At 66.2% G+C, this 16,193-nt stretch carries 13 protein-coding genes; 2 read left to right on the top strand and 11 right to left on the bottom strand.

Features of this window, described 5'->3' with window-relative positions:
* Window positions 1–19: 19 nt before the first annotated feature.
* The 5 genes from ASE02_RS17495 to ASE02_RS17480 all read right to left on the bottom strand — a co-directional run bounded on the left by ASE02_RS17495 (window position 20) and on the right by ASE02_RS17480 (window position 4,678).
* The gene (locus tag ASE02_RS17495; RefSeq protein WP_200957717.1) at window positions 20–871 is read right to left on the bottom strand and encodes an alpha/beta fold hydrolase; all 852 of its coding nucleotides are present in this window, start codon (window positions 869–871) and stop codon (window positions 20–22) included.
* A 307-nt stretch (window positions 872–1,178) separates the two neighbouring features.
* Window positions 1,179–2,117 (bottom strand): ketopantoate reductase family protein, encoded by a 939-nt coding sequence (locus tag ASE02_RS17490; RefSeq protein WP_056735866.1) that lies wholly within the window; start codon window positions 2,115–2,117, stop codon window positions 1,179–1,181.
* A 148-nt stretch (window positions 2,118–2,265) separates the two neighbouring features.
* On the bottom strand, window positions 2,266–3,354 hold the full coding sequence (locus ASE02_RS17485; RefSeq protein WP_162257196.1) for a DsbA family protein: 1,089 nt from the start codon (window positions 3,352–3,354) through the stop codon (window positions 2,266–2,268).
* Window positions 3,351–3,485 (bottom strand): hypothetical protein, encoded by a 135-nt coding sequence (locus tag ASE02_RS23200; RefSeq protein ID WP_255354060.1) that lies wholly within the window; start codon window positions 3,483–3,485, stop codon window positions 3,351–3,353. The genes ASE02_RS17485 and ASE02_RS23200 overlap by 4 nt, the downstream gene beginning before the upstream one ends.
* Window positions 3,486–3,646: 161 nt before the next feature.
* Window positions 3,647–4,678: an NmrA family NAD(P)-binding protein gene (locus tag ASE02_RS17480; RefSeq protein ID WP_082602188.1), complete on the bottom strand. Its 1,032-nt coding sequence runs from the start codon at window positions 4,676–4,678 to the stop codon at window positions 3,647–3,649.
* A 107-nt stretch (window positions 4,679–4,785) separates the two neighbouring features.
* Here ASE02_RS17480 and ASE02_RS23195 point away from each other — a divergent pair, with 107 nt between their 5' ends.
* The gene (locus ASE02_RS23195; protein WP_369818584.1) at window positions 4,786–5,346 is read left to right on the top strand and encodes a MarR family winged helix-turn-helix transcriptional regulator; all 561 of its coding nucleotides are present in this window, start codon (window positions 4,786–4,788) and stop codon (window positions 5,344–5,346) included.
* A 75-nt stretch (window positions 5,347–5,421) separates the two neighbouring features.
* Here the strand turns inward: ASE02_RS23195 and ASE02_RS17470 are convergent, their stop codons facing one another.
* The 3 genes from ASE02_RS17470 to ASE02_RS17460 all read right to left on the bottom strand — a co-directional run bounded on the left by ASE02_RS17470 (window position 5,422) and on the right by ASE02_RS17460 (window position 8,284).
* Entirely contained in the window at window positions 5,422–6,282 is an 861-nt protein-coding gene (locus ASE02_RS17470; RefSeq protein ID WP_082602187.1) for an SDR family oxidoreductase, read from the bottom strand.
* A 36-nt stretch (window positions 6,283–6,318) separates the two neighbouring features.
* Window positions 6,319–6,747 carry a tautomerase family protein gene (locus tag ASE02_RS17465; protein WP_056735819.1) on the bottom strand — a complete coding sequence of 143 codons (429 nt, stop codon included), beginning with the start codon at window positions 6,745–6,747 and terminating at the stop codon, window positions 6,319–6,321.
* Window positions 6,748–6,967: 220 nt separating this feature from the next.
* Complete coding sequence (locus ASE02_RS17460; protein WP_200957715.1) at window positions 6,968–8,284, bottom strand: beta-ketoacyl-ACP synthase; 1,317 nt, start codon at window positions 8,282–8,284, stop codon at window positions 6,968–6,970.
* 232 nt (window positions 8,285–8,516) lie between these two features.
* Here ASE02_RS17460 and ASE02_RS17455 point away from each other — a divergent pair, with 232 nt between their 5' ends.
* A complete protein-coding gene (locus ASE02_RS17455; RefSeq protein ID WP_056735817.1) occupies window positions 8,517–9,536 on the top strand; it encodes a nitronate monooxygenase family protein in 1,020 nt (339 codons plus the stop codon).
* Between the two features lie 214 nt (window positions 9,537–9,750).
* Here the strand turns inward: ASE02_RS17455 and ASE02_RS17450 are convergent, their stop codons facing one another.
* The 3 genes from ASE02_RS17450 to ASE02_RS17440 form a co-directional block, all read right to left on the bottom strand.
* Complete coding sequence (locus ASE02_RS17450; protein WP_082602186.1) at window positions 9,751–12,738, bottom strand: TonB-dependent receptor domain-containing protein; 2,988 nt, start codon at window positions 12,736–12,738, stop codon at window positions 9,751–9,753.
* 289 nt (window positions 12,739–13,027) lie between these two features.
* A complete protein-coding gene (locus ASE02_RS17445) occupies window positions 13,028–14,404 on the bottom strand; it encodes an MFS transporter (protein ID WP_056735815.1) in 1,377 nt (458 codons plus the stop codon).
* 140 nt (window positions 14,405–14,544) lie between these two features.
* A complete protein-coding gene (locus ASE02_RS17440; protein ID WP_056735814.1) occupies window positions 14,545–15,744 on the bottom strand; it encodes an iron-containing alcohol dehydrogenase in 1,200 nt (399 codons plus the stop codon).
* Window positions 15,745–16,193: the final 449 nt, after the last annotated feature.

Genomic DNA, 16,193 nt, shown 5'->3' with positions numbered 1-16,193 from the left:
ATCCGACGCCCAGCCGTCGTCAGGGCCCGAGGAACTTGAGGATGCGCGTCGCGATCGTGTCCGGCTGTTCAAGATGCAGGAAGTGGCCAACGCCCGGAATGATCTCCTTTTCGAGGCCCTTCGGGAACAGAGCCTCCATGCCCTCGCTGAGATAGGCCGCCATGCAACCGTCTTCGGCGCCGTGCAGGTAAAGGGAAGGCACGTTGATAGGCCCGCTCGCCCGCGCCTCCAGGGCCTGGAGGGCTGCATCTTCCGGCGGCGCGCCGAACAATTGGCGATAGAAGCCGAACGTTTGGGACAGCACGCCAGGCTGGGCGAGGCTCTCCTTCAACAAGGCGCGCTCAGCGTTGGGCAAAGCATAGCTCGGCGACCACTCGCGCCAAAGCCGGTCGATGAACGCGAAGTCATTGAGCGGCACGCTGACCTCGGCGAGGCGCGTTTGGAAGAAGAACATGTACCAACTGCGACGCTGCTGATCTCCGTCCGCGGCGAAGGCCGTCAGGAGCTGCTGGCCATAAGGAACCGACATCCCCACCAGTTTGCGAATGCGGTCGGGCTCGAGGCCGGCCGCGGCGTAGGCCGCCCGGGCGCCGATGTCGTGGCCCACCAGATCGGCCGTCTCGCGCCCAAGCGCGGCGATCAGCGCCAGCACATCCGTCCCGAGCGCCGAGCCGCCATATTGGCCGTCAGGCGCCGCGCCGCCGGGCCAATACCCGCGCATCGCAGGCGCCACCGCCCAGTATCCCTCCCACGCTAGGCGGCGGAGAATGGGGGTCCAGCTGCGGGCGTGGTCGGGAAAGCCGTGCAGGCAAAGGACGAGCGGGCCATCCCCAGCCTCGAGAATGGGGATCTGGAGGCCGTTGGCCGCCACGGTCCGCCGGCTCACGCCTTCGTCGTTCCAGAGACCTGAATTCATCAGCGGCATAGGGCGTCCCTTTCTCGCCAAGGATCGTTTCCTCGACACAATTCCGGGATGGACGGAAGGCATGGGCCGCACCCCGCCTCGATCCCGTACAAGTTTCAGTTAGTTCATATTGAGAACCCGTCAATGCGGATCGGGGTCTTGCAAAGGGCTCGGCGGGCCGAACCGTCGTCGCCAGGTCTGTGGTTCGGCTGATCAGGAGCGGGTTTCGGCTGTGTCGATGGGAGGGTTGGCGCGCCGTGCAGCGGCCTGGGTTCTAAGCGGCGCCCTCCATCGGGGCCTTTCGCCGGGCGCTGTAGACCTCGAGCGCCGTGCGCGCCGCCGCGAGCCGGGGCGTGGGCACGCCGAGGGCCTCGGCCCGGCGGACCAGATCTCCGAGGATCGCTTCCACCTCAACGGGAGCGTCGCTCTGCATGTCCCGATACATGGATGCGGTCATGGGCGAGCCTTTCGTGGTCAGGATGGTGCGGACCCGCTGCAACCACTCGTCGCTACAGGGGTGACCGGACGACGCGGCGACGGCCGCCGCTTCGCTGAGAGTTCCCAGAAGAAACACGTCTCCTCCCGGAGCGGCCTCGATCTCGCCGATCGGCGCGCGCATCAGGCATGTGGTCGCGGCGAGACTGGCGAGCATGACCCACTTGTTCCAGAGGTCCTGGCGGATGTGCGAGGAAAGGCTTGCGCTGAAGCCGGGATTGGCGAGCGCCGCCTGGACAGCCTCCGCGCGAGGGGTAACGCGACCGTCCAACTCGCCGTGGGTGAGGGTCGCGAAGTCGGCGCCTTGCACCACGGCTCCGTCGGGAGCCAGGAACGCCACGATGGCGCAGACACCGCCGAACACCTTTGTCTCCCCAAATCGGCTCTGCAAGACCTCGACGTGCCCCAGGCCGTTGAGAAGCGGCAAGATCACCGTATTGGGACCGACCGCCGGGGCGAAGTCTCGCATCGCACTGATGAGGCCGTAGGCCTTAACCGCAATGATGATGAGGTCGTAGACCTCCGTAAGGCTCTCGGCCGTCACGGTGCGCGGCGTAAGCCGGATTTCGCCCTTGGGGGTGACGAGGCGTAGGCCTTGCGCGGCAAGCTGCGCGGCCCGCCCGGCGCGGACCAGGAACGTCACCTCCGCGCCGGCCTCGAGCAGTCGGCCGCCGAAGAAGCCTCCCGTCGCGCCCGCGCCCACGACCAGGATCTTCATCGGCAGACCTCGCTCACTTTCTCTTTGCGCCGCGTCGATTGTCATCAGGTCTTGCCCGTCCTCTCCTGGCGCTTGGGCCCCAGCGGCTCAAGGCGACAGGTCTTGCCGGCCTCTGACGATCTTCGCGTTCCGCACCCTCGCGAAGCCATCAGACGCCCTCATGGAGGGCTAAGCATTCGCGGACGAAATCCAGCCGGTCGTTGCCGAAGAACATCTCGTTCCCCACGAAGAATGTGGGGGCGCCGAAGACGCCGCGGCGTGCAGCCGTTTCGGTCGCCGCTGACAACGCCGCCACGGTCGCCTCCTGGTTCGCCGCCGCGATCAGCTCGGCCGCCGGCAGCCCGCGGGCCGCCAGCAGTTGCTCAAGGCCTTTAGGCGAAGCGTCGCCCTGCCCGCCCCAAACAGCCTTGAAGATCGCATCGGTGGCCTTGGCGCGGAACGCCTCATCGGTGGTCGCCGTCACCAGGCGAAGCAAGAGGTCGCCGTCCAGCAGGTCTCGGTCAGGGGGGATCACCCGAACCCCATAGCGCGCCGCCCAGCGCCCCAAATCCGTGCTCGCATAGGCGAACTTGGCTGAGCAGGTCATCGTGGTCGGCGTGTTGTTGACCAGCTTCATCAACGGACCGACCGAAATCGGCACGAGCTGAACTGGCGTCCCGAGGCCCTCAAGCTGGCTATGCGCCAGGTAGCTGTAGGGGCTTTGGAAATCGAAATAGAACTCCAGGCGTTCAGCCACGCGTCGGCTCCCTTTGTCCAAGGTTTGGAGCAGGGCGCGGACGGCGTCGTCGGCGCCGGCCCCGGGGCGGTGAGCAACACGATCCGGCGGCGTTGAGTGACCGGTCTTGGGATCTACGAGACCCAGACGGATCTCTTGGCCGGTGTCGCGATCCACCAGCTCCACGACAGTCGCGCCATCGCCGGAGATGTTCCATCGGTCGCCCCACTCGCGCAGGGCGGCGGTGACCATCCAGACGTCGCGCCCCATCTCCGTCAGCCGATACTCGTCGCGAGGCGGCCGCGTCTGATAGCGCACCCGCTCGAGCAGTCCCCGGGTCTCAAGGTTCTTCAGGCGCGCGGCCAAGGTGCTCCGCGGAATGCGCATGTTGGCGCGCAGGTCGTCAAAGCGGCGAACGCCGAGCGCCATGTCGTGGACAAGCAGGAGGGTCCACCTGTCGCCGACCACTTCCAGCGCTCCGGCGATCGAGCGACGCATCTCGGTCAAGGGTTTCGAGGTCATGGCGCGCGACTCCATGGCTTGGCGCCGTGCTCCAGGGTCAGCGCTTTGAGGGCTTCGATGCTGAGCGGCGGCGGGCCCGCCGCCTTCAGCCGGATGCGTTCAACGATCGGGTGATCTTTCAGTTCGGCCATGTTTGACTCCTGTCACCCAGAGCGCCGCCGAGGGCAGGCGGAGCGCGTGGCCAGAGCCCCGCGACAAAGCCCCATCCCATACCGGCATATGCCGGTATGGGATGGGAGTTCAGCCGTTCGGCCCGTTCCAACAGGACCGGCCGCTGGCGGGGAGACTATGATCAGGTCGCGACGGCCCGTCGGCGGTCGAAGTCCTTCAGGTCGCGGTGCTGCAGCTGGTCGGGCGCGTTCTTCTCGAAGCGCCAAGCCTCCGCCTCGATCACCGCTTTCATGGACGTCGCCGGTCGCCCGAGCAGGCGTTCAACATCGCTCGTGACTTCGGCGATATACCTATCGCCGCCGTTCTGCAGGGCCAGGTTTTCAAGATGGCGTGCAGGATGATCTGGAATCTGCGGCATGACTTTGTGGAGGAGCGCGCGGAACTCCTCGATCGTGGAAGGCGCATAGGTGATCTTGCGGCCCAGGGCCGCCGAGAAGTCCTCGGCGAATTCGTGCCAGTCCTTCCGGGCGGGGCCGGTGAGCTTGTAGGCCGTGCCCTCATGGCCCTTGGGCTCGGCGAGGATGGCGATACAGATCTCGGCGACGTCAACCGTGGCCACCGGCGCGGTCTTGGCGTCGCCGAACGGTAGCCGGATGGTGTCATCGTCCTTGATGGTCGCCGCCGGCATCCACAGGGTGATCGGATTCTCGACGAACATGGCGGCCTGGATGTGAGAGACCGGAAGGCCGGACCAGTCCAGGGCGCGCTCCGCGGCCCAGTGCACGAACTGCTGGGGGGACCACTGGACATCGGCGCCGAGGATCGCGATGCGTTCGGCGTCCGGCCGCGACATGTTCTCGAGCGTCATATAGTCCTGCTCGAAGTCCGACATGTTGACGAAGATCTCGCAGCCGCCCTCGCGCTCCGCAGCAGCCGCCATCAGGATGGTCGCGTCGGCATAGTAGGGGTTGAGGCTCATGCTGAAATAGATGCGCTTCACCCCGCGGACGGCGAGGGTCACGTCGCGCGGGTTCAACAGATCCCCGACGAACACCTCGGCGCCCATCTCCCGGAGATCCTGGGCGCGGCTGTCGTCGGTGCGAACGAAGGCGCGGACGGCCAGTCCGCGCGCGCGGAGTCCGCGCACGATGCTTCGGCCGATGGAGCCGGTCTGGCCGCCGGCGCTGGTTACGAGAATGGGAGCGTCACTCATGGTCTGCCTCTTTCAATGGTGAACTCAAAGTGTGGGATCGGCGGTCTGCGGCGGCGGGGCGGCTTGCCCTTTTTTAAAAGGGGCATATGAGACTTATCATTGAGTAAGTGCCGAAACAACACCGATATGGTGCCGAAATCCCCATTCGGAGCTTTCGGTGTTGGGGATGTAGGGAACCACACGTGACCAGAGACTGGAGGATTCCGAACGTGACGCTGAGCGACTTCGAAAGCGCGAATTTGCCGAGGCACTGCACATGCAGTCAGCTGAGGCGGGCGGCGCGTCGCATCTCGCGCTACTACGATCTTTGCCTCGCCGACACCGGGCTCAGATCAACCCAATACGTTCTGCTGGGATTCCTGAGGTCGGAGGGGCCTATGACCATGGCCCAGCTGGCGAACGCCATGACTATGGATCGAGCGACCGTCGGTCACAATCTCCGCCCCTTGGAACGCGATGGCTTGGTCGAGATCAAGGTGAGCGCGGCGGATCGCCGGGTGCGCGAAGTCACGCTCACCGATCGCGGCCACGAGGTGCTGCTGGCGGCCTATCCGGCGTGGCGGCGGGCGCAGGACGGCTTCGAGTCGGCTTTCGGCGCGCGCGAGGCGGCCGATCTGCGGGTTTTGATGACGCGGGTCATCGAGGCCCCGCTGCCGAGCATCGCCTGAGCCGTCGTCGTGGACTGATCGCCGGAAACTTGGCCTTCGCCCTAGCCGGCCAGCGCGAGGTCCGCGTCGAGCCGTTCAGGAACTGAGATCATCGAGTATCCGGAGGATTGAAGGCCGCCGCTGAGCCGGGGCCGCCGGAGCGGCGCTTCGATAGCGCGGAGCCACCTGGCCTGAGAATGTCGAGGACAGGTACTGCTGGCGTGCGGTCTCCAGCGCGTCCCAGATTTCAGGAGCTGGCATGGAGGGGCTGGTGACCGCCTCTCCAGCGGCCAGCCCCGCGAGGGCGGCGTCGACCAGCTGTTCGGCAGTCAGGAAGCTGGAGTCCGGGAAGACGGAGTCGCTCATGCCCTGCGATGAGAAGAACTCCGTGCGGATCGGGCCTGGCATCACGAGTTGGATCCGGATCGCGCTGTCGGCGTATTCCAGCTGCAGTGAGCGCGTGAAGTTCGCCACGTATCCTTTGGTGCCGGTGTAGACGGCGGCGCCCGCTGACGGTGCGTGGGCGACAATAGACCCCAGGTTGACGAGGGTGCCGCCGCTTCGCTCGCGGAAGCCGGATAGGGCGGCGACCGAGAGCCGGGTGAGGGCCACGATATTCAGCCGGATCAGCCGCTCGAGCCGGTCGGCCGTGCTTCGCGCCGTGGGGCCGAGCGATCCTCCGCCGGCGTTGTTGACCAGCATCGCGACGCGCTCACGCTCAAGGCGCGCTTCCAGGCGGGCCAGATCCTGCGGCTGCTCGAGATCGACGACCATGGTCTCCACGGACACCCCATGGCGGTAGGACACCTCGGTCGCGACCTGTTCCAGGCGGTCCGGTCGGCGGGCGACGAGGAGAAGCGCGCGGCCCTCGGCGGCGAGCCGGTCGGCGTAGACCGCGCCAATACCGGAGGAAGCTCCGGTGATGACGGTCAAGTCCCCAGGTTCAGCGATGCTCATGATGGTCGGTCCCTGTCGAAGCGGGAGGTTGTGGGATCAGGCGTGCGTGCGCGGGGAGGCGCGGTTCTCTTCCATCCAGCGCCGCTCGTCTTCGGTGCCTTGTCTGGGCGGGAAGTGGCCCTGTATCGACCAGGCTTCGAAGGGCGTTTCGTCTATGTGGAATTCCCAGTCCCAGCCGCGGTCCTTCACCCAGGGCGCGATGACTTCGTTGGCCCTGTCGACAAAGCTGATCGCCGCCTCGGGTGATGGGAAAGCCCGGGCGATATGGTCGATCCAGATTCTGACGAAGTTGGATCGGGCCTCGCCGCCGATGAAGAACGAGTCCTCGTCGACCTCCTGGAAGACCACCCCGACATAGAATCTCGGCATGATCCGCCCGTAGAGATCACTCACCTGCGCCGAGAACGCCTGTTTGTCCTCACGGGTGTAGGCTCCGACCGGATGATAGACCTTCCAAAGGGGCATGGTTCGTATCCGTTCTCTCAAAGGCGCCGGATTTCGGCTCCTCGCATAGGAGGACCGGCACCCCTAGGGAAGCCGCCCAGCGCGCTTCCAGTCAAGGTCAATCCATATTCAAGTGTCGAAAAAAAACTGACTGGCAATCAGATTTTCTGCCGTAGCATTGGGTGGTGGAGCTCCTCGGAGCCGGGCCGATCGCGCTTTAGGGTTCGTCGCCAGAACGCAGTCATTGCGAGTAGCGGCGGAAGATGGCGCTGGCGTTGATGCCGCCGAACCCGAAACTATTGGTCATGGCATGGGTCAGCCCGTCGGCCGGGCGGGCGGCCTGCACCAGGTCCATCCCTGCCGCTGCGGCATCCGGCTCAACCAGGTTCAGGGTGGGCGGCAGGTGCTGGTCTCTGAGGCTCAGCACGGTGAAAGCCGCTTCCAGCGCGCCTGCCGCGCCCAGGAGGTGGCCGGTCGCCGACTTCGTGGCTCCGACGGCGACACGGGCGTCCCCAAACACCGCTTGAATGGCGTTGAGCTCACAGGCGTCGCCCATCGGCGTCGAGGTCGCATGGGCGTTGAGATAGCCGACCTCGGCCGACGTCACGCCCGCTTGCGCCAGGGCGAGGCCCATGGCGCGCCGGGCGCCTTCCCCATCCGCAGGCGCTGCGGTGATGTGATGGGCGTCTGCGCTGCTCCCGTAGCCGACGAGTTCCGCCAGAGGTCGCGCGCCCCTGGCCTCGGCATGGTCCAGGGCCTCGAGCACCAGTATGGCCGCCCCCTCGGCGAGGACGAACCCCGCCCGGCTGGCGTCGAAGGGACGCGACGCTGCTTCGGGGCGGAGTTCGCAGCCGGTCGCCAGGGCGCGGGCGGCGCCGAACGCGCCGAACACCAATGGATGGAGGCAGGCTTCCGAGGCGCCGCAGATGGCGACGTCGGCTTCGTTGGCGCGGATCAAGCGCGCGCCATCGCCAAGGGCCTGCAGGCCAGCCGCGAACGAGCCCTCCGGCGCGCCAATAGGGCCCTTAAAGCCGTGCCGGATCGAAATCCAGCTGGCCCCCATGCTTCCCAGGAAGGTCGGCAAGGCGAAGGGCGACAGCCGTGGAGGTTCCTGATCCTCGTTGGGGCGAACCGCGTTGACGATGGATTCCAACCCGCCAAGGCTGGAGCCGACAACCGTCGCGATGCGAGCACGATCGGTTTGACTTCGATCCAGGACGCCGGCCGCGCGAATGGCTTCGTCGGCCGCGACGAGCGCGAACTGGACGAAGCGGTCCATCTTGCGGCGGTCGCGCGCACTGGCGGCGGCCTCCGGATCGAAGCCGCCCTGCGCATCGTCGTCGAGCCCGAGGACTGTCCCCGCCACGAGGGGCGAGCGGACGCTTGCCGGCCACCCAGGCCGCGGCGCTATGCGACGAACTCCCGACCGGCCTGCGAGCAGCCGGGACCACGCCAGCTCGGTTCCGCAGCCAAGTGGCGAGACCACGCCCAGGCCGGTGACAACAACTCTACGCATAAAGACGACTCTCGGCGGACATATGGGTGGGATCTCGCCCATGAGCCTGGGCGGAGTTCTTTGGCTTCAGTTCGATTGAGTATCAATCACGCGGATTAGTGGTCCCCCGGCCCGGACGCGGAGCGGGCGCTTTAGCTCGAAGCGTGCCGCTTTCGAGCTGGGGCCTTGATCCTTTCTGCAAGTGCGTTCAGAAATAGCATTCACTCAGGTCGTAGCCAATGGTGGATTGCGACCCTCGCCAGGCCAAGGCCGAGCGACACGAAAGGAAGCGACCATGAGAACCCGGATCACCGACCTCTTCGGCATTGAGCATCCAATCATACAGGGCGGCATGCACATGGTCGGGTTCGCCGAGATGGCGGCCGCGGTGTCCAACGCCGGCGGCTTGGGCCTGATCACCGGCCTCACCCAGGGCACACCCGAGAATCTCGACAAGGAAATCCGCCGCTGCCGGGAGATGACCGACAAACCGTTCGGCGTGAACCTGACCTTCCTGCCTTCGGTGACGCCCCCCGACTATCCAGGGTTCGTCAGGGTGATCATCGAGAGCGGCGTCAAAGCGGTGGAGACGGCCGGCAACAATCCCCAACAGTGGCTGCCGGCCCTCAAGGACGCCGGGATCAAGGTGATCCACAAATGCACCTCGGTGCGCCACGCGCTGAAGGCCGAGGCGATCGGCTGCGACGCGGTGAGCGTCGACGGCTTTGAGTGCGGCGGCCACCCGGGTGAGGATGACGTCCCCAACTTCATCCTGTTGCCGCGCGCCGCCGAGGAACTGAAGGTCCCGTTCGTGGCGTCTGGCGGCATGGCCGACGGTCGCTCGCTGGTCGCCGCCCTGGCTCTCGGAGCCGACGGCATGAACATGGGCACGAGGTTCCTGGCCACCAGGGACGCGCCAGTCCATCAGAACGTCAAGGACGCTATCCTGGCGGCCTCGGAGCTCGATACGCGCATCGTCATGCGTCCGTTGCGCAACACCGAGCGGGTGCTGAAGAACGCCGGCGTCACAAGATTGCTCGAGAAGGAGCGCGCCCTGGGGGCGGCCATTACGTTCGCGGACATCGCTCCTGAAGTGGCGGGAGTCTATCCGGCGGTCATGCAGCGCGGCGAGATGGACGCTGGAGCCTGGTCCTGCGGCATGGTCGCGGGTCTGATCAACGACATCCCCACCGTCCAGGCGCTCATCGACCGGATCATGGCCGAGGCCGATGCGATCATCCGCGGTCGCCTTGCTGGAGCGCTGGACGGCAGGATCGAAGCCCTGGCCAAGCCGCGCCAAGCCGCGCTGGCCTGAGAGGCTTGATCTCAGAGAAGAGGCCCGCCGCCCCTGGGGCGGCGGGCCTCTTCATTTGCGGCGGCGAGGTCCCCGATGTTGCTGTGTCCACAACGCGACGCGCACGACCGCCCTGTTGGCTGGTCGTGCGTGCTGAGCGCTTCGCGGCCAGATCGGCCTGGCAGGTAGTCGGTGACGCGGGGGGCTCCCGCGTCACCTGTCGGCTGAGCCGTCGCTAAAAGCGCTTGGTCACCCCGAGCTTGATGACCCGGCCGAGCGGGTTGGCCGTGGAGGGGTCGTAGGAGAAATCCAGCCGCGCGAACGGCGGATCCTCGTCGGTCACGTTGATCACCGCCAGGGTCGCCGTCGTATCCGGAGGCAGGTCCAGCCGGTAGACGATGTCGGCCGTGACGAGGCTCTTGATCCGCTGACCACGAGTGGTCGCGCCCTGGCCGTTGTTCGGGGAAGTGAAGATCGCAGCCCGCTGATCGTCCATGGGTCCGATATAGCGCAGCGTGAGGCGCAGATTGTGCCCGTCACGGCCCCACTCGGCGAAGGCCGAGCCCTTGAGACGGGGCAGCGAGTTGGAGGGCAGGCGATAGTTGAGCTTGCCTGCCGCCTCGTACGCTGGCGCCACCGCGACGCCATCCATCTCCAGGGCGGAAACTTCGTAGTTCAGGGTGTAGCTTCCATCGAGGCCAAGATTGACCCGCCCGCCGAACGGACCGTCCGTCAGCCTGTAGTCCACGCCCAGGTCGATGCCGTCGGTCTTGATTGGAGATCCGTTCATTACGCCGGACCGGACCCGGAGGATCGCCGCCGGCGCGCACGCACCTGAGAAGGTCACGCGGCTCACCAGGCCGGCATAGGCCGGGGCCGCGCAGCGGTTGGGCTGCCCGGTCGGGAAGATCGCATCAAGGATCTGGGTCCCGGTCACGATGGTGATCGGATCGGAGAAATCGAACCGCCAGTAGTCCAGGGTCGCCGAGAACGGTCCCGCGTTCACGATGAGGCCGGCGCTATAGGTGTTGGCGGTCTCGGGTTCCAGGTCCGGGTTTCCAAAGACTTCGACCGCACGGTAGGAGCCCACTTGCGGGACGAAGATGTTCGAGGTGTTGAGTTGCGTCGGCGACAGATTGACTTCGGGCGCGGCGCGGAAGGTGCTGCCGGCGGAGCCCCGCAAGGCGAGCCAGGGCGCCGCCTGCCAGCGCACCGCGATCTTGGGGTTGGTCGTCTTGCCGCCGGAGCTGTCCTCGTGACGGATCGCGAGCTGCACCTGGATGTCGTCGGTTACGGGGACTTGCAGTTCCGCGAACACCGCATGCGTTTTCTGGGTCAGGTCGAAGGTGGGGTAGTTGCCGTAGAAGCTGTACGGCCCGTTGCGCGCCGCACAGGCCGTGGACCCGTTGATGACGCTGTCGATGCAAGGGAACTGGTCGTTGTTCGAGAAGCCCAGCCCGCGAGTCTTGTAGGTGGCTTCCCGGTACTGGTAGCCCCCGGCCCAGCCGACCTGGCCGCCCCACAGTTCGAGGGGGAGTTCCCCGTTCAGGACGAAATCGAGCACCAGCAGATCGTTCGAGGTCTTGGTCCGCTGTGAGTCCTCGCCATACAGCCACTGCACGACCTGCGGGTCGTTGACGACCCGCGGGTCCAGCGCCGCGGCGGCGGCGAACTGCGGGTTCACCTGGCCGGTGATGGCGTTCGCCGCGACGCCCGTGGAGAAGGGATTGAGGTAATGGCAGTCGCCGACGCCAGGCGTGCCCTGGGTGATGTCGCAGGGCGCCGCCCCGGCCCGGCTGGCCAGGCCGCGATAGCCGAGCTCCACCCGATCGACCAGGAAGTCGGGGTTGATCGAGTCATACGACGAGTGGCCGTAGGTCGCTCCGACGTCCCACCCGATCCCGCCGAACCGGTCGAACCTGCCCGTGAGGCTGGCGGCCAGGCGATATTCCTTGGCGTAGCGGCGGTTCTCCTGGGCGAAGCCGTAGAGCGGATTGCCGCCCACGCCGAACGGCCGGGCGAAGAACGGGTGGGCGATAACACCGGTGGTCGCGGCGATGGGGTTGGCGGCGGCCACGCTCGGGTTGAGGGCCAGCAACGTTCTCAGGCCCGGATTGGAGGCCGGGATGAAGTACTGGTTCGGCACGGGCGAAACCAGGCCGGTCGGGAACTGGTTCGGCCCGTATGAGGGTGACTGGGCGATATGGAACACCTCCGTCGCGCCATAGAGTCCTTCCACGTGCAGCCGCGTATCGGCGTTGAAGTCGTAGTTGAACTCCGCGTAGCCCTGGTAGAGGTTCTGCTCTTCCACGAGATTGGCGTAGTCGGCGAAGCGGAGCAGGCACTGGGTGGCGCTGATTTGCAGCTCGCCGCCGAGGGGGACGCAGCCGGGGTCGAGGAAGTTCGCGTTCAACGCCGTGCCGCCGATGTAGGTGCCGGGATTGGCGGCCGTCGACCATCCCCCCTGGGGATTGTAGAGGTAGGCCGCCTTGGCTTGCGCCTGCCCGGAGAAGGGCGGCGTGGCGAACGCTCGGTCGGTGGAGCGCAGCTGGGAGCGGTGCTGATAGCTCACCGCGGCGAACCCGTCCCAGGCCTCACCGCCCGCGCCGTAGATGGCGCGCGCGGTCCAGTCCCCATCTGAGCCCTTGATGTTGGAGTAATCGGCGCCGATCTCCAGCCCCCGCATGTTCGTGCGCGTGATGAAGTTCACTACGCCGCCAATCGCATCCGAGCCGTAGGTGGCCGCCGCGCCATCCTTGAGGACCTCAACCCGACCGATGGCTGCGGGGGAGATCATGTTCACGTCGATATAGCTTCCCGCGACCGTGCTGCCGCTGGAATCGGGGAGACGGCGCCCGTTCAGGAGCACAAGGGTGCGCGCGGGACCCAGGCCCCGCAGGTTGACGTTCGACTGCCCCTCCACGCGGCCCGCGCCATAGGTGTTGGCCTCGCCGAATACCCCCGCCGTCGCTGGAATGGACTTGATGAGTTCGACCGTGGAGGGCGTGCCCTGGTTGGCGATTTCTTGCTGACCGAGAACCTGGACGGGAAGCGCCGTCTGTTCCGCGGCTCCACGAACAAAGGAGCCGGTGACGATGATTTCCTCGACGGCCGTCGCCGCGGGGCCGGGCGCCTCGGATTGGGCCCATGCGGGGTTCGACGCCGTGACGCCGACGGAAAGCGCAAGCACAGCCGTGCTCGCGCAGAGCGATAGTTTTTTCATTCTGAGACCTCCCCGCTGCGCTAGCGGCAGCTATGGCCCTCCATGTCCGAATGCGTCAGGCATGGCAATATTTAAAATGCTAAAAAAGAACTTAGTAAACTTGAGTGTGGCGATCCATTCGCTCGGGGCCCGGGCGGGCGAAAGGCCATTTTGGTCACAAAATATGCAATAAAAATAATGCTAGTATCCCAGCCGTCGGCTTGGCTGGTTGCAGCCTCGCCATGTGCGACAGACATCGAAATTTCAACTATAAGTGCTGAAATTGAACTGTATTTGACTTAAGTCATCGTCAGTTCAGGGTCTCTTCCCGGATGGTCTTGCGAGCCGCCCAGAAGCAGCCGAAGGCCCCGACACCAAAGAGGCTTCCCACCACAAGCGCCCAACGGACCCCTTCGGCAGGCCCCAGGCCGAAGCCATAGTTGAAGATGTCCGACATGGCGCCCACCGTGATCGGCCCAAGCCCGAATCCGAGCAGGTTGACGATGAACAGCAACACCGCTGCCGCCGTCGCGCGCATGTGGGGCGGCACGACCGACTGGGCTGTGCCGTAGACCGGACCGAACCACAGGGTGCCCATGAAGCCGTTCAGCGCCATGAGACACAGAGCGACGCTCGCCTGAGGCGTGGTGACGGCGAGGATGAAGACAGGGATGGAGAGCAGGCTCGCGCCGGCGGGGGCCAGCATCCAGGCCCGCAGATCGCGAGCGCCCAGCCGATCGGAGAGCCAGCCGCCGCACAATGCGCCCAGGGCGCCGCTCAGGCCGCTGACCAGACCGAGCGCCAGGCCGAGGAACCCAATCGACTTCATCTGGAAACCCGCGAACTCGCTGGCCTGGGCCGCGAGCGCGGCGACCTCGACCGAGTGGTTCCGCAAGAAGAACGAGGCCGTGAACGGTCCGGCGCCAAAGGCGATGAAGGCCTTGATGGCGCCTCCCACCGACACCAGCCAGAATGTCCGCCGCCGCGCGAGATAGGCCATGGTCTCGCCGAAAGTCGCCGCGTTCGCTGCGAGATGGGCTGCATGCTTCGCCATCTGTCGGCGCGGCTCTCGAAGGGTCGTGAAGGCCAGGACCGCGAAGACCAGTCCGGGCGCGCCGGCGATCAGGAAGGCGACGCGCCAACCGTAGGCGTCCGCCACCAGGCCCCCCAGGGCGAGGCCGAGCAGGGTGCCGATCGGCGTTCCCATAGCGTAGAACGCCAGGGCCGACGCGCGCTTCTCCCTCGGCACATAGTCAGCGATCAGCGAATGGGCAGGCGGCGTGCAGCCTGCTTCGCCGACGCCCACGCCGACGCGAAACAGGACGAGCTGAGTAAAGTTCTGGGCCAAGCCGCCTAGGGCCGTGAACGCGCTCCAGACCGCCACGGAGGCGGCGATGATCACCGGGCGATTCCGCCGCTCTGCGATCCGGGCGATCGGAATGCCCAAGATGGTGTAGAACATCGCGAAGGCTAGGCCGCTGAGCAGGCCCAGGTGCCAATCGGCGAGCCCGAGCTCCTGCTTGATGGGCTCGGCCAGGATCGTGATGATCTGGCGGTCCAGGAAGTTCGCGATGTAGATCCCGAGCAGCAGCCACATCGCATAGCGCGTATAGCCGGGCGAATACGGGGCGCCGACGGTGGCCTGGGCGAGCGCAGGTTCGGCGTTTTGAATCAGCGGCGCGTTCATGCAGTGTCCTGACGGGTTGACGGCTACAGGGCGTGGGGGAGATCGGGTCATGGGCGCGCAAGGGGCCTCGCAGGCGGCTTGCGCCGCCGCGTGGGCGCCGTGTGGCCTGTGCGGCCTGTGTCGTTAGCGGGTCGAAACCGTCAGGCGCGCTGGGCGGCCGTCTGATCCTTCAAGGTCTCAAGCAGGGCGACGATGTCGGCCGGCTGGTTCAGCGGACGCGGGTTGGCGGGTGCGAAGACCGACTTCACGGCGATCTCTCCGATCCGCTGATAGTCGCTGGGCTCGATGCCCACGTCGCTTAGCCGTCCTGGCAGGCCCAACTCCTGGATGAATTGCTCGAAAGCGTCGGCGGCGCTGCGGCCGGCGGCGCCCAGGGCCGCCGCGATACGCCGCTGTGCGTCCTCGGTGGCGGGCCGATTGTACCGCAGGACGTGCGGCATCAGGACGGGGGTGATCAGGTAGTGCGGCACGCCGAACGTGCCGCCCAGGACGTGGCCGATCGCGTGGCTCGCGCCCATGGGGACGCGGGTCTGAAGGCCGAAGGCCGAGAGCCAGGAGCCGTATTGCGCCAGGCGGCGCGCCTCCAGGTCCGTCGGGTCGGACTTGCAGCGACGCAGGCCTTCAGCCAGCAGGCCGATGCCCTCGGTGACGACGGCGTCCACCAGCGGGGTGCCGAGCTTGGCGCACAGGGCCTCGATCCCGTGATCCATCGACCGCGTGCCCGATCCCAGCCAAAGGGTCTCGGGCGTGTGGAGGGTGATCTGCGGGTCCAGGATGATCGAGTGCGGCATCATCAGGGGGTGGTGGAAGACCTGTTTCCAGTCCCGCCGGGTGTCGGTCACCAGGGCGCCGGCGTTGTACTCGCCGCCGCTCAGGGTCGTGGGGACGACGATCGAGCGCACCCGCGGCGTGCGGAACTGCTTCAACATGGTCGGGGCGCCTGGCGCGCCTGCCGTCAGTTCGTAGCCGTCGAGGCCGTCCTCGTCGAAGATCTCATGCTCCATGCACATGGTGACGATCTTGACCACGTCGACCACGGAGCCGCCGCCCACGGCCGCCAGCAGGTCGGCCCCCGCCGCCGTAGCCGCCTTGGCGATCTCGACGGCGTTCGCGCGGGTCGTATGCTGTGGCACGCGATCGAAGGTTCCGGCGTAACGGTCGCCCAACTTCGTCCGGATCATCTCGATCTCGTTGGTCGTCGTGTTGAGCGTGTGGCTCACCACGAGGTAGACGCGGTTGGCGCCAAGTCGCTGGGCCTCGGCCAGGACCATGTCGGCCGCCGGCTGTCCGAACAGCACCCGGTCCATTGGCGGAAAGTTCTGAACGCCCGCGAGCCGCATTTTCGCTCCTCCCTACATTTCCCGACACGCTGCGTGCATGTCAGGCTTTGGCTACGGTAGTCCCACAGCAGTTGATTAGATAGTAGGAAAAAAGAACGTATACTCGCGAATGGCGTTCGTCCTTCCGCAAGTGTGGTTACCTGCTTGCCGAAGGCCTTCGGGTGAGGCTCGCGACCGGCCCGCAGATGCGCGTGCGAGTCAGCCAATGCCTTATGGGCGGTGATAAAGCAGAACCTTGTCCAGATGCATCGAGACGTTATGTTGAACGACCGCCCCGCGGCGGTAGGGGCAGGGCTGGTAGCGATGTCGGCCCTGACCTCTACATCGGGCCGCAGCCCCCAAACGCCGGGGTGGAGTCGGGGCCGCGACCAGTCCATCGGGAATCACATCCGAAACCCACTCGAGCGTGGAAGAGCGGTGACCACACCCGCGATATCGAACCGCGAGCG

The organism is Phenylobacterium sp. Root700 (assembly GCF_001429025.1).
In the GTDB taxonomy this organism is placed as follows: domain Bacteria; phylum Pseudomonadota; class Alphaproteobacteria; order Caulobacterales; family Caulobacteraceae; genus Phenylobacterium.
This window is presented reverse-complemented; position numbering and strand designations above follow the sequence as displayed.